This is a genomic window from Desulfosarcina ovata subsp. ovata (assembly GCF_009689005.1).
In the GTDB taxonomy this organism is placed as follows: domain Bacteria; phylum Desulfobacterota; class Desulfobacteria; order Desulfobacterales; family Desulfosarcinaceae; genus Desulfosarcina; species Desulfosarcina ovata.
This window is the reverse complement of record NZ_AP021879.1, coordinates 1,700,781-1,714,952: the sequence shown is the minus strand read 5'-3', so window position 1 is coordinate 1,714,952 and position 14,172 is coordinate 1,700,781. Positions and strand designations below refer to the sequence as shown.

The 14,172-nt window shown below is 40.6% G+C and carries 10 protein-coding genes; 8 read left to right on the top strand and 2 right to left on the bottom strand.

The window, feature by feature from the left end; genetic code table 11:
- The first annotated feature begins 114 nt into the window (after positions 1 to 114).
- From GN112_RS07695 to GN112_RS07670, 6 genes are all read left to right on the top strand, one after another.
- Positions 115 to 2,466 (top strand): tetratricopeptide repeat protein, encoded by a 2,352-nt coding sequence (locus GN112_RS07695; protein WP_162458834.1) that lies wholly within the window; start codon positions 115 to 117, stop codon positions 2,464 to 2,466.
- 29 nt (positions 2,467 to 2,495) lie between these two features.
- Positions 2,496 to 3,440, top strand: coding sequence for a tetratricopeptide repeat protein (locus GN112_RS07690; protein ID WP_155309677.1), 945 nt, complete (start codon positions 2,496 to 2,498; stop codon positions 3,438 to 3,440).
- A gap of 11 nt (positions 3,441 to 3,451) precedes the next feature.
- Positions 3,452 to 3,850: a hypothetical protein gene (locus GN112_RS07685; protein ID WP_155309676.1), complete on the top strand. Its 399-nt coding sequence runs from the start codon at positions 3,452 to 3,454 to the stop codon at positions 3,848 to 3,850.
- A 346-nt stretch (positions 3,851 to 4,196) separates the two neighbouring features.
- The gene (locus GN112_RS07680) at positions 4,197 to 6,437 is read left to right on the top strand and encodes an O-linked N-acetylglucosamine transferase family protein (RefSeq protein WP_155309675.1); all 2,241 of its coding nucleotides are present in this window, start codon (positions 4,197 to 4,199) and stop codon (positions 6,435 to 6,437) included.
- A gap of 27 nt (positions 6,438 to 6,464) precedes the next feature.
- Positions 6,465 to 9,098, top strand: a complete 2,634-nt coding sequence (locus GN112_RS07675) for a tetratricopeptide repeat protein (protein WP_155309674.1) — start codon at positions 6,465 to 6,467, stop codon at positions 9,096 to 9,098.
- 103 nt (positions 9,099 to 9,201) lie between these two features.
- Positions 9,202 to 9,765, top strand: a complete 564-nt coding sequence (locus tag GN112_RS07670; protein WP_155309673.1) for a hypothetical protein — start codon at positions 9,202 to 9,204, stop codon at positions 9,763 to 9,765.
- Between the two features lie 82 nt (positions 9,766 to 9,847).
- Here GN112_RS07670 and GN112_RS07665 read toward each other — a convergent pair whose 3' ends face one another.
- Together GN112_RS07665 and GN112_RS07660 are read right to left on the bottom strand one after the other, a co-directional pair.
- Positions 9,848 to 10,522, bottom strand: coding sequence for a sulfotransferase family 2 domain-containing protein (locus GN112_RS07665; protein ID WP_155309672.1), 675 nt, complete (start codon positions 10,520 to 10,522; stop codon positions 9,848 to 9,850).
- 67 nt (positions 10,523 to 10,589) lie between these two features.
- The gene (locus GN112_RS07660) at positions 10,590 to 11,252 is read right to left on the bottom strand and encodes a hypothetical protein (RefSeq protein ID WP_155309671.1); all 663 of its coding nucleotides are present in this window, start codon (positions 11,250 to 11,252) and stop codon (positions 10,590 to 10,592) included.
- Between the two features lie 382 nt (positions 11,253 to 11,634).
- Here GN112_RS07660 and GN112_RS07655 point away from each other — a divergent pair, with 382 nt between their 5' ends.
- Together GN112_RS07655 and GN112_RS07650 are read left to right on the top strand one after the other, a co-directional pair.
- Positions 11,635 to 13,416, top strand: a complete 1,782-nt coding sequence (locus GN112_RS07655) for a tetratricopeptide repeat protein (RefSeq protein ID WP_155309670.1) — start codon at positions 11,635 to 11,637, stop codon at positions 13,414 to 13,416.
- 72 nt (positions 13,417 to 13,488) lie between these two features.
- On the top strand, positions 13,489 to 14,130 hold the full coding sequence (locus GN112_RS07650; RefSeq protein ID WP_155309669.1) for a winged helix-turn-helix transcriptional regulator: 642 nt from the start codon (positions 13,489 to 13,491) through the stop codon (positions 14,128 to 14,130).
- The last annotated feature ends 42 nt before the right edge of the window (positions 14,131 to 14,172 follow it).

The following is a 14,172-nucleotide window of genomic DNA, read 5'->3' as shown; positions in this document are numbered from 1 at the left end:
GGTAGATATAACTTTCCATGGGTAACTTCAACTCCAACGCATCATTTGCTGTATCTGTCAAGAGGATGACAATGGCACGCCATCCTTATGACAGTGCGACTCTGTGAAAACAACATGAAAGCAGGATATAGTAATAAAAGTATAAAGATAAAAAAATGGTTGAGACAATCGCTATGGGCATATCAGGATGGTGATCTCAAACGCTCCAAAGGGTATTGCAAAAAAGTATTTAAATTGGATGCAAGCAATGCTGATGCCTTTCATCTTATGGGCATTAACTATATCAAAGATGGAAGATTTGACGATGCATTATCAATGGTCGATAATGCAATAAAATCCGATGTTACTTTTTCAGATTTTCATCGAACAAGAGCACGAATATTAACAAACTTGAATCGTTCAGAGGATGCATTATTGTCTTATCGGAAAGCCATATCCATCAATCCTGAAGATGATACATCTGTTTATGAGACGGGTGCACTATATCAGCAATTGAAAAAATTTGAAAGTGCGTTTTCCTGTTATCAGAAATGTCTTGAATTGAATCCTAAATTTTCGGCGTGTTACAATAACCTTGGATTGATTTACAAACATCAGGAGAACTACGAAAAGGCGATTTCAAGTTTATTAAGTGCGGTTGAAATCGATCCATCTCTCAAGCAGGCATATAACAACTTAGGTATCATTTATAAAGATGTTGGCGAAGTCCAGCAGGCAATAAAATCATTCAGTACAGCCATTAAATTGAGCCCGAATTATGCTGAAGCATTTTTCAACATGGGCGTTTTGCTCGATGAAATTGGCCGTTTTGAGGCAGCGATCAATTGTTTTAACCAAGTAGTACGAATTGATCCAGGATTCAATGGAATATATAATAATTTTGGTATTGTATTTCAGAAAATGGGTCGAACAGAAGATGCTGTACGATGTTTAAATAAAGCGATTGAACTTGAGCCCGATAATGCATATGCATTTCATAATATCGGGATCATATTTTTTCAGAATAATAAATTGCAGTTGGCAATTGATCATACAAAGCAAGCAATAAAATTAACAAATGGAGAGAAACAAAAATATTATTACAATTTATTTGAACAGTTGAGAGCTGCAAGCTGTTGGGATGAATTGGTTGAAATTGAGAAAAGAATTAATGCGATCACGATTAATCAATTGGATGCTGAAAAAATACCGGATGAATCACCATTTTTGGCATTGACACGATCAGAAGACCGTCAACGAAATTTGCGGATTGCCTCCAAATGGAGCGCCTCTATAAGAGATAAAACAAAGCGTTTTCACCGGCCTTTCCAATTTCAGACAAAATCGAAAAACAGAATCATTATCGGTTTTCTTTCAAACCGATTTCGAAATGCAGCCACCGGCCACCTGATGGCTGGTATGTTTAAGTATTTTGATAAAAATAGTTTTGAAACACATTGCTATTCATGGGGAGAAGACGATAACAGCTATTTCAGGAAAACAATTGAGAATAGTGTTGATCGTTTTATCGATATCACAAACCTTGGATTTTTTGATGCAGCTTATCTTATCCATAAAAATAAAGTAGACATCTTATTCGATTTAAAAGGGTTCACCCGCAATAACCGAATGGAAATCTGCTCTTTGAAACCCGCCCCAATTCAAATTGCCTACATGAATTTCAACGGTACGTCAGGATCGAATTATTATGACTATCTGATGGCCGATTCAATAGTTATTCCGGAATCACACCTCAATGATTATTCTGAAAAAATAATTTATATGCCAAATACCTTTATGGTTGCTGACAATGCAATAATGACCCATTTGAAAAAAAAAACCAGGCGAAGTGAAGACTTGCCTGAGGATAAGGTCATTTTATGCTCATTCAACCAGGCCTATAAAATTGAGGCCGAACTTTTCGACTGCTGGATGACGGTTCTGAAAGAAGTCCCCGAAAGTATTCTATGGATGATTGAGGATAGCGATTTGGTGGTCGAAAATCTAAAGCACCGAGCAATAAAAAAAGGGGTTGACCCCAATAGAATCATTTTTTCCCGTCGGATGGACAAACTGGATCATCTGTCAAGGTTGCAGTTGGCGGATTTGGCGCTGGATACATGGACCTGCAATGGGCACACATCCACCGTCGATGCGTTGCTGGCCGGTGTTCCGGTCGTCACAAAGATGGGAAATCACTTTGCATCAAGAGTTTCGGCGAGCATCCTTAAAGCCATTGGTTTGGATTCAATGATCAGCACCGGAAAAAAGGAGTACCAAAATATAATTATCGAAAAGGCCAGGGACAGAAATAAATTGAGCAGCGTGAAGCTTCTTTTGGGAAATTTCAGGACGTCTCAGCCACTGTTCGATACCAAACGTTTTGTTCGGAGTCTGGAATATGGACTACGAGAAATATGGGCAATTTATCGATCAGGTGACAAAGCACAAAATATCAATATCTCCGATATGTTAAGCAATAAATAAATCTAAATAAAAGAGGGAAGGGCGTAAAAATGACAATCACTGAAGACAAACTCGAGACAATCAAGGATATGATTTCAAACGGAGGACAGCAGGAGGCATTGACAGCATTGACTGAACTTGTCGATGAGGAAAAGGGCAACTCGGAAGCGCATTCCATTCTGGGAAATTTGTATTATTCATCCAATGAGAAAGAAAAAGCGTTATGTCATTACGAAAAAAGCGCCCAGCTCGAACCCGATAATACGAATTATTTGAAGAGTTATGCCGATCTCCTATACAGCGAAAAACAAGATGCGGCGGGAGCCTTGATAATCTATGAAAAGTTAGTGGAACAGTGCAGCGGTGAAATCAATACAATCATGATGGCGGGTCATCTTTCTGTTTCGGTCGGGAACTTGGAGAAAGCCGTCAAATACTATAATGCCGCATTGGATATCGAGCCATGGAATTTTGAGGCGCCAAAGTTTCTTGAGGCAATCAAACGACAAACCGAACAGAAACAAAACGAGGTCAGTCTGGAGACAGCCTATCAGCGATGTCTGGAATTAGAGAATTTGGGTCAGACCGATGCCGCTATTGATGCGTTGAAGGATATCACTGTCAAAAATCCTGATTTTGCTCTTGCATACAATGATCTCGGTGTTTTGTTGTTCCGAAAAGGAAACAAGGCTAAAAGCCTTGAGTATTATGAGAAAGCCGTATCCATTGATCCGAACAATGCCAATTTTCAGAAAAACCTAGCCGATTTCTACTTGATTGAGCAAGGAGAAGTTGAAAAGGCACTCAATATTTACCTTTCCGTCCTTACAGACAACCCGGAAGATATAGAAGTTCTTATGGTAGCCGGACATATCTGCAGTGCCATGGGAAAATTCCAATCTGCATCCGTTTTTTACGATAGAATATTAAGCGTGGAACCATGGAATATCGAGGCGAGTGAACGGCTTAACTCTCTAAAACAAAAAATGGCATAGGAAAAGAGACTTTGGAATCCGTCTATAAGTGTGCATTCCTGCAGTTTGATATTACGCCGAATGTATCTCCTGAAAAACCTGTTTTGCTTCAAGGCTTTTTTGAAAGGCCGAGGTCTGCTACGGCGGCGGCTATTCCATTATCCATGGAACTGTGTTTGCTAGAAGATTCGAATTGCACAAAATTACTTATCGTTAGTGCCGATATTTTTGGCTTTGACGAAATGACCGTCAACACCATATATCATCAGGCCGCCGAATGGGGACTTTTGCCGCAAAACATTTTGCTGAGCGCATCGCACCCCCACAATGCACCGGGAACGCTTTCCAAATTACCAAAAGCATATGGTCCCTTTTACGAAGGCTACGCCAAGCAGTTATCAAATATAATTATTGAGTACTTCATTGTTTGAATCTTTTGGATATTCTATTGCGGAAGCAATGATGATGGGATATAGGCCGCTTATCAACGATTTCCCAGGCGCCGATGAATTGTGGCCAAGCGATTGTCTCTTTTCTGATATTGATGATCTGATACGAATGGTTCAGGATGATAATTATCATTCCGAACGATACCGCGAGTATGTTAATAAAAGATATTCACCCAAGATTCAAATCAATCATATCGAAAATATGATTTGTGAAATGATATAAAGATGTTCCTTCCGAGTCGATAATAATAGTAAAACGATTGCCTAATTTGACATAAAAGAAAAAATTAAACGTGAGAAAAGTCCTTTGCCCTCCGGAGAACTTGATATGGCACTATCATTAATTAAAGAAGGCATCGATGAAAATAATAGTCAATGTATATATCTTGAAGGACTTGCCCACTTGCGGTTGGGGAATTTTAATCAAGCCGCTGATTGTTTAAAAAAATTGACCCTGCAATTTCCAGAAAATGCAGACTATCATCGAGTGTTGGGTAATGTATACAAACAAATGGGGAAGTATAAAGACGCAGAATCAGAATTGATTGAAGGACTTGGATATTCACCTCAATGTGCCGACATATATTATGACCTTGGAACTCTTAACCAAATACAAGGTAAGTTTGGATTGGCGTTAAAACATTATCAGTCTGCAATTTTATATAATCCAAGACATCCGTCGTCTCTGAATAATATGGGATTGATATGGCAAATTTCGAAAGACAAAGAAAAGGCTATTGAAGCGTTTGAATCCGCAATTGAAGCTGATCCATCATTTGCGATTAGTTACTACAATTTAGGTATTATAAGATTAGGTGAACGTAATTTTAATCAGGCCATTAAGTGCTTTGAAAAAGGAATTAAATACAAACCAAATCATGTCTCAATGAGAATTGGTTTGGGAAATGCTTATATTGGCATACAAAAAATTGAAAAGGCTATCAACAATTTTCAAATAGCTGTTATTCTTGATAAGAATAGTGATAAAAATTGGTTTAATTTGGGATATGCTCAACAGCTAAATGAAGATTTTAAAAATGCGATTTTTTCTTTTAAAAAAGCGATTAATATTAACGGGAATAATTCAGAAGCTACACTTAATATAGGGTTAATATATAAACGACTCGGTCGTACAACCGATGCGCTATATCATCTTGAAAAAGCGGTTCAATTGGATTCAAATAATGGTATTGCATTAAACCATTTAATCATTCATTTACTATGGCAATGCCAATGGGATAAAATTGAAGATTATCATCGAATGATCAATCAATTGACAGATGCTCAAATCGCTGACCGGAAGAAACCTACCGAAGATGTATTCTTAAACCTGATACGGCATGACAACCCAGAATTGAACCATACCGTGGCAAGGGCGTGGAGTCAGTACATTCAAAGAGAAAACAATTCCTTAAAATTCGATTTCAATGGAATCGGTAACGGCCAACGAAAAATCAGAGTCGGTTTACTTTCCGCCAATTTCCGAAATCATCCAGGTGCAGACTTGATTTTGGGAGTTTTAGAAAATTATGACCGGTCCCAATTTGAAATATTTTGTTATGGATGGGGAAATGAAGATGACAAAAGTCCGCAAAAGCAAAGGATTGTCGACTTATGTGATTCTTTTGCCGATATATCAATGTTGAATGATCGAAGTGCTGCCGAGCGGATTCAACATGAGAAGATACAAATCCTGATCGACCTCAATGGATTCATCAAAGACGCAAGAGTTGCCATCAGTGCCTACCGGCCAGCGCCCTTACAAATCCGGTTTCTCGGGCTAGTGGGTACGACCGGAGCCGATTTTTTCGATTATATGATTGCTGACGACATTGTTGTACCAGAACAGACGCGCCCCTATTTTTCTGAAAAACTGATTTTGATGCCCCATAGCTATCTGGTTAATAACTACCGCAGCGACAATCCTGTGGAGATCGATCCTTGCAGTGACAAATCGCAAAAAGAGCCATTTGCTTTCGGCTGTTTCAATTCGGCTTATAAATTAGATCCGACGTTGTTTAATGTTTGGCTGAACATTCTCGATACAGTTCCTGAGAGTGTATTGTGGTTCATGCCTGAAAGTGCAAGGGTACAGATAAACCTGAGAAAATTGGCGAAAAAAAGAGGACTCGACCCCAAGAGGATCATTTTCTTGGAAAAATTACCCAAGGCAGATCACCTTAAACGGCTATCCAAAACCGATCTTGTACTTGATACCCGCAATATTAATGGTGTCGCTTCAACCACCGATGCGTTGTGGGTCGGAGTCCCTGTCGTTACGCTAGCCGGCAACCATTTTGGTGCCCGAACTTCTGCCAGCTTTCTTTCTACAATGAACATTCCTGAGTTGATTGTCTCTGATTTGGCTCAATATGAGAGCCTTGCTGTCAACCTGGCCCTCAATCCGCAAAAATTATCGCTGATCAGGAACAAAATAATAAAAATGCGTTTAATTTCACCCCTATTTGATACGAAACGATATGTTAACTATTTTGAAAATGCCTTGCGTATGGTTTGGGAACGATATTTAAGCGGAAGCGCCCCAAAAACCATGCATGTCGTTCAATAGCTCATCGGTAAAAAGGATTTTCGAAATATGGGGAAGAAAGAGACGATCGACATTCATCACTTCCAAGAATCTGATGAAAGCCTTCAAACCACGTTAGAAAAGGCGCTAACTCTTCACAAAAGCGGGCATTTTCGAAAAGCGGGTAAGTTGTATGCCGATATTTTGTCAGTTTCGCCCAACTATCCTGCAGCACTGCATCTTTTTGGAATTTTACAGTACGATATGGGGAGGGCTGAGGCGGCAATCCCGTTGATTCAAGCGGCCATCATCGGGAATCCCGAGCAACCGCTCTACTATTTGGATCTGGGAAACGCCTACCTTGAGACTGGTGATTATAATCACGGGGTTCGGGTTTATCGGCAAGGACTCTCGAAATTTCCGTCAAATACTCAGCTCTTATATAACTTATCAATAACTTATGTCAATCATGAGAAATGGGAAGAAGCTGAAGATGTTTTAAATCATGCGATTCGAATCGATCCCGAATGGGGCGATGCCTGGGCTCTTTTAGGGAAGGTATTCTTGGTTAACAAAAAAGTAGACCAAGCAATCTCATGCTATCAACGGGCAATTGAAATAGATGGAAAAAGAGAAGACTTTCATTTTTGTCTGGGCAATGCATGGCTTGAAAAAAAAGAGTTCCATCTTGCCTCGATGTGTTATAGGCGCGCAATTAACTTAAAAAAGAACTTTTACGATGCCATAAACAACTTAGGTGTCGCAACGCAAAAATCGGGTGACGTGAAAGGCGCCATTGCGTGCTACAAAAAAGCTATTTCCATTTCTCCTCAGTCTTCGGATGCTTATGTAAATTTGGCAAATGTCCTGTTAAACCAAGGGTATGAAAAAGAGGTGATTCGACTTTATGAGCGAGCCATTGAAGTTCAGCCTGATTCACTTCCTATTCTCATTAACCTTGGAAAACTCTATTTAAGAGACCAAAATTATGAAAAGTCGATAAATTGTCTCTCTCGGGCGGATGCGATTTCACCGAATGACCCACAAACATTATACCTTATCGGGAGGGTGCTTCTATCAGCAGGTGAAATTCGACAGGCGATCGATATTTTTAAAAAAGTTCTGGCCATTGATCCTGGAATGGTGAGTACATATATCAGCCTTGGTAATGCATACCGAATAATGGAATCAATGGAAGAAGCCATTTTGAATTACCAAAAGGCCCTCAAGCACGATAAACGATCGGAGGCGGCGCTTACCAATTTGGCAATCGCTTATCGAGAGCTCGGCGATATCCAATCATCCCATTCCTGTTTGGATTCAATTTTGGAGATGAAGGATGATTTGGGTGCCCGTGTAAAAAAGACGATGCTGCTGCCAATCATCTATCCTTCCAACCCATCTATCGATCATACCCGCCAGAAATTTGAGAAAGAGTTATACGAATTGGCGTCAACCGGAAAGACTTTGGCCGACGCCAATGAGCAGATCGGTCTTTCCAATTTTATTGTTGCTCTTCACGGAAGGGAGGATGAGCGGCAACTAAGGCATAAAATATACGATTTTTATAGACGGATATGCCCTGATCTTATCTGGACCGCGCCTAACTTAAAAAGGACCTGTGTCTCGGGAAAGATCAGGATTGGATTTCTAAGTAATTTTTTTCGTGATCATACCATTGGTCGGCTTTATCGCGGGATAATAGAAAATATCGACAAAACAAAATTTGAAGTGGTTGTTTTTCGTTTTGATCGCCACTCAGACGAAACCGCCCAAGCCATACACGCCAGTGCGGATAAGGTTGTAATACTGAAAAAGAATTTGAAAGCCGATCGTGAGTACATCGCCGGATGTGAGCTGGATGTTCTGTTTTTTCCAGAAATCGGTATGCACCCGTTGACCTATTACCTTTCTTTTTCACGGATGGCACCGGTTCAATGTAAAAAAGGTTTTCCGGTTACATCAGGCGTTCCAACCATCGATTACTTTATATCCCATGCCGCATCCGAACCCGCCAATGCCCAAGACTATTATACGGAAGAATTGATCCAGCTGGAATCGACGGGGTACTATTATTATCGCCCCAAAAAGCCAGGAACAATCCCCAATAGGAACGAATACGGATTGCCTGAGTCGGCAAAACTGTACGCCTGTCTGCAGAGTCCATTTAAAATTCATCCGGAGCATGATGCCGCCATTGCTGAAATTCTTCGCAGGGACAACGATGGTATCCTTTTGCTGATGGAGGGGAAGTATCACCAATGGAAGACCCTGCTGATAGAAAGGTTCCGGCGGACTTTGGGACCGCTGACCGACAGGGTGTATTTCATTCCATCACTGGATAGGGACCAATTTGTTGCTCTTTTTTTAATGGCTGACGCGGTGATTGATTCGATTTATTTCAGCGGCGGGAATACCAGCCTTGAGTGCTTTGCCATGGGGGTGCCCGTTGTTACCTGGCCCAGTCCGATGCTTCCCGGCAGGCTGACGTACGGTTTTTACAAACAGATGAACATCATGACGTGCGTTGCCAGCGATATGAACCAATATGTTGAGTTGGCAATACGAATGGCGAACGATTTATCATGGAAAGATTCAATATGCAGAGAGATTGAATCGAAGTCATCTATTTTGTTTGAAAACATTTCAAATGTGAAGGAACTAGAAGAAACGCTTGAAAAGATGGTTGCAAAATGCTGGTAAACATAATGACTATAAAATAATAGTTTCGTTGAGGAATAAATTCATATTGTATGCTGAATCAAAATGCGATCAGAGACAGCCTAAGAATACCAAAGGGAGATTAATGAAAAAAGCACCGATAATCATTGTTTGTGGAATGAATCACTCCGGAACATCCTGTATCGCTAAATTCCTTGTGGATAATGGAGCATACCCAGGAGAGTACGACATTAGCAAAAATGAACCGACCCCATATATCAAATATGAAAATACCTATTTTAAGAATTGTTGTATTGAGTTAATTAAGATTCCAGCACTCAAAGCACCATCGAACAGTGTCGAAAAGTTTATTAATTATATTAATAAGCAGAGCTTAAACACTCCTATAATCCTTAAATATCCAAAGAGTGTCTATTGCTTGAATACGCTTTCGGAAATAGTTGGTATGAATCGGGTTCGGACCGTTTTTGTCATGCGAAATGTCGTTGATGCTGTTCAGAGCAATATGAATAAAACAAACGCATCAGCTCAACGAATGTTCCAATACTATAACAGTACTTACCAAGCATTGCTTTCTTATAAAGGGGAAGTTTTTATTACGGCATTTGAAAGAATCAGAATAGGGTTAGACACAAAAAATTTATTACAGTATTGCTGTTTAGATAAGATAAAAAATAATGATATTTAATAAGTATAATTGATAATTTATAGGATTATTTCCATAGTTTTGGTGACAACTGAAATTGCGTTATTTTCTAATCTTGCCATTATTAATTCAAAAAATTATAGTTAAAAATATTTATGTCTTTTTTGTATATAGAAAATACAAATTCAAATGATTCTTTGTCGTAATAAGATTGGTATCTAACCAGTTTTAATTTTTTCCCATTATCTTTTTTTCCATCAAAGCAATCAGTATTATTAGAGGATGTATTGATGTGAAGTAACTGAGTTTTAGGAATTTTGATTTGTTCACAAACATAATTGAACCCCTCCTGTATGTTTTCAAACTTACCTATAAAATTTACTAAACATCTTCCATCTGAAGAAAATAGAAATTCGTTTTGTGGCCGGACAAACCAATATTTTTCCTTAAATATTTTATTTTTAAAATCCTTCATTAAAAAAGTTTTAAAATCACATATTTTATTATATCCTAAATAATTGTAAAAAGAAACCACTCTGCTCCATGGATTTCTGACAAAAGCAAACTTGAAGTAATCATCAAACATTTCTTGCGTCAAATATTTAAATCGAACATATTCATCCGCCATCAGGTGTGCAAGGCGAGGTGGTCCAAGTTCCGGCATATCGTTATATCTTAGTAAAAGCGGAGCACGAGTTTTCCATTTAAGCCCTAATAGATTGATAAATATATGTTCTACACTTTGACCTGCATTTTTTGGAACATGAATAAAAATGCACTTGTAGTGATGACATATCATGTTGCTTTAAACCTTTCTGATTCCCATAAACTATAAAAAATAAGACTGTGAATTGAGTATGATTAAACTAATTAAAGAAAGCAACCTTCAGATCCGGACGTTTTCCGGATAGATATTTAAGCAGGATTCGGTTTGCATTGAAAATGAGGCCCGCATGCGCCCCTACCTCTGAATTGTCAAATTTTAGTGTGTTTTGGTATATATAAAGATCCATCCCATAAAGATTTACCTCTGCAATGAAATCATTTCCAATGGGCAGGGATAACGGTGAGTGCAGGCTTGACGAAAAACCCAACAGGGAATCGGTGGATTTCTCGAAATACTCGATATTGCTTTGTGATTTTATGTAGTATTTCAAATTTTTGATCCACGACAACCGATCGGCAGGGTAATTTATCTCTGATGTGCTGTTCTGTTGGTTGATGTTTTTTTTATGGAGAAAAGTATAGACATTGTTCTGCCATAAATATTCCTTCAATTTGTTTTTATCACTCTTGGCGATCACCCGATCAAATCGATTGCTGTGGTAATCGTGTGCGAAAAATAATATCGGTGAATCAGTAATTTTGTATAGACCCTGGACCACATCGAAATTGTTGAGGACGACATAAAAAGCATTGGATTCATAGATATCCTTCAAACCATACTTGTTGATACTCATCCCCGATCCCAAAATTTTCATTTTACTGTAGTCCTCAACTCCTGGAATCGCTTTCTGCAATGGAAGCATAATTTCTGCCCTTCAACGTGAGTTGTTACGAATAGTTAAAATAACAATTTACGACACCCATAGCGTTTTGTGAGCAACCGGAAAATCACCATACGGACGCATTGACTATCAATCTGTCACTACAATGTAATTGTGGTACATCGTTTGCAAGCTTCAGGCCAAAAGATTGCATACTTGGGACACATGAATCCACATGAAGAAATACCCTTAAAGACCGCGATGATGGGGAGAGCAATATCACGGCATCGTCTTGGAAACTGAAACACACTACCGACAGGAAAACATTGGCTTAAACAGCATAAATGTCAATTAACTGGATAACAACGTCATATTTTCGACGGAATGAGACAAAAATGAATAGCATAAATACGGGGATAATGGCGTGAGTCCGAAAGAACAAAAAACCAGTGGCCTGAATACCATGTTTAAAACGGCCGTCAAGATGCACAATGATGGCGACCTGGATGGGGCTGGAAAGCTGTATCAGCTGATTTTGGAGGCCTTCCCCGAGCATGCCAATACACTTCATCTCATGGGGCTTGTTTGTCGTGAGAAGGGAGCGTTGGGAGAAGCGAGGTCGCTGATCCAGCGAGCGATCGGGTTAGAAAACAATGTCCCGGTATTTTATGTGAGCTTGGGGGAAACGTTACAGTCCGAAGGAAAAACTCAGGAAGCAATGAACTGTTATCAAAAGGCCCTTGAGCTTGCACCCAATATGATTGAAGCACTTTGCAGTCTGGGTAACTTGCTGCGCGAACGGGGAGACTGTCGTCAAGCCGTCATTTGTTATCAAAAAGCCATCCGTATCAACCCGCAAGTTCCCCAGTTGTTCAATAATTTAGGTTTGGCATACCAACAACAGGATGAATGTGATGCCGCCGAAGCCTGCTTTAAAAAAGCCATTTCGATGGCACCCGAACTGATAGAGGCACTTAACAACTTGGGCAATCTCTATCGGGATGCGTCCTTTTTCGAGCTTGCGCTCAATCAATATCAACGTGCGTTAACCCTCGCGCCGCATAATACAAGTGTAAACTACAATATTGGCCTTGTTTATCAATCCCAGCAAAGAGAAGAAAGATCCGCCCACTATTTTCGCAAGGCGGTCGAGTACCATCCACCCATTGCCGACGCCTACCATAATCTGGGACAATTCCATCAGGATCAAAATCGTCCCATGGAAGCTATTCGTTATTATGAAAAGGCGATCATGTTGGATCCTCACCATTTTGATGCCCAGCTCAACCGGTCACTTTCATTGTTATCGCTCGGCAGGTTTAAAGAGGGATGGGACGCATACGAGTGGCGCTTTAAGAGGGATATCTGGAAGCGGGTCTACCCTCACTGTTTGAAAGGCCGTCGATGGGATGGACGAGCATTTTCCGGGAAAACACTTCTCGTTCACAGCGAACAGGGGTTTGGTGATACCATCTGGTTCGCAAGGTATCTGAAGCAAGTCAAGTCGCTGGGAGGAAAAGTAATCTTTGAGGTCAGATCCGAACTTTTCGATTTGATGAAGTCGGTTGACGGCGTGGATTCGTTGGTGAGCATGTCGTTCGAATCACCTCCAGATATCGAGTATGACTGGTATATTCCACTGATGAGTTTGGCTAGGGTGTTTGAGACCACCCTTGAAACCATTCCCGTAACCGTGCCCTATTTGTACGCGTCTGATGATAAACGAAGAGACTGGGTGGATCGAGCAAAAGGGCCTGAGCTAAAAGTAGGTCTGGTTTGGGCTGCCAAATCAACCAATGCGAACAATCGATCCTGTCCGGCGGAGAGGCTGCTGCCACTTTGCAACCTTAAGGACGTGCGACTTTTCGGGTTGCAGAAAGGCGACGATGCCGTTCAGGCGGATCATTTGCCGACAGGCTTTATTAACCTGGGACCGGATTTTCAATCTTTTGCTGATACCGCCGCTGTTATCGATTGCCTTGATCTTGTCATCAGCGTCGATACGTCGGTAGCCCACCTTGCGGGCGCCATGGGAAAGCCGGTTTGGGTGATTTTGCCATACGCCGCGGATTGGAAATGGATGATGGAACAACACGATTCTCCCTGGTATCCGACGATGCGACTTTTCCGGCAACAGACTCCGGACAATTGGGAATCTATAGTAAAAATAGTCGTTACTGAGTTAAAAAGATTGACGGACAGGTAACAAATTTGATAATCGTCCATTTATTGAACGGATGAATGACCGGCCGTTCATGCGGCCATTTTGCGAGGGATAATGATCTCCCCATTTGATTCACGGTTCCTATCTCCAACAAAACTGTTTAGGCGTTTATCGGTAATGTTGGCAATCAATGGATCCCCAAATAAGAGTCAACACGCGATAGCCCGGCAGACACACCTGAGCAGTTCCATGGTGAACAATTATATCAAACGCCTGCATGAGGAACGGTTGATCCGCGTTGAAGGAACCACCAACCGGAATCAGACCTATCATCTGACGGATGCAGGGCACAAGTCACTTAGAGAAGCTTTTTTGGCCTACTCAGCCGAAATTGTAAGACTTTATGGTGCGGTAAAGACTGAGATATCTGAAATTTTAATGGGATTTTTCATGGAAGGGGTCCGTTCAGTCGTGCTTTTCGGCGTTGCGGAAACAGCAGAGGTGGTTTATGCGGCCATAAAGCAGACGCCCCTGGTGGTTGATGCGGTTGTCGACAGTGACGAAAAAAAACAAGGCAAACTATTCAATGGGTTGGTTATTCAGGCCCCTGATACCCTGCAGTGGATGCATCCGGATGCAGTGGTAATTACCTCTTTCGGAAAGCAGGAAGAGATCTATACTTCCGTTAAGACGCTTGTTCCAAGTAAAGTCAAAATCAAACGATTATCTGAGCATCCCGTGGTTTTGGAGGCATGAGACCAATATATGGTGGGAGAGAGAAAAGGGGATCATCTCAAA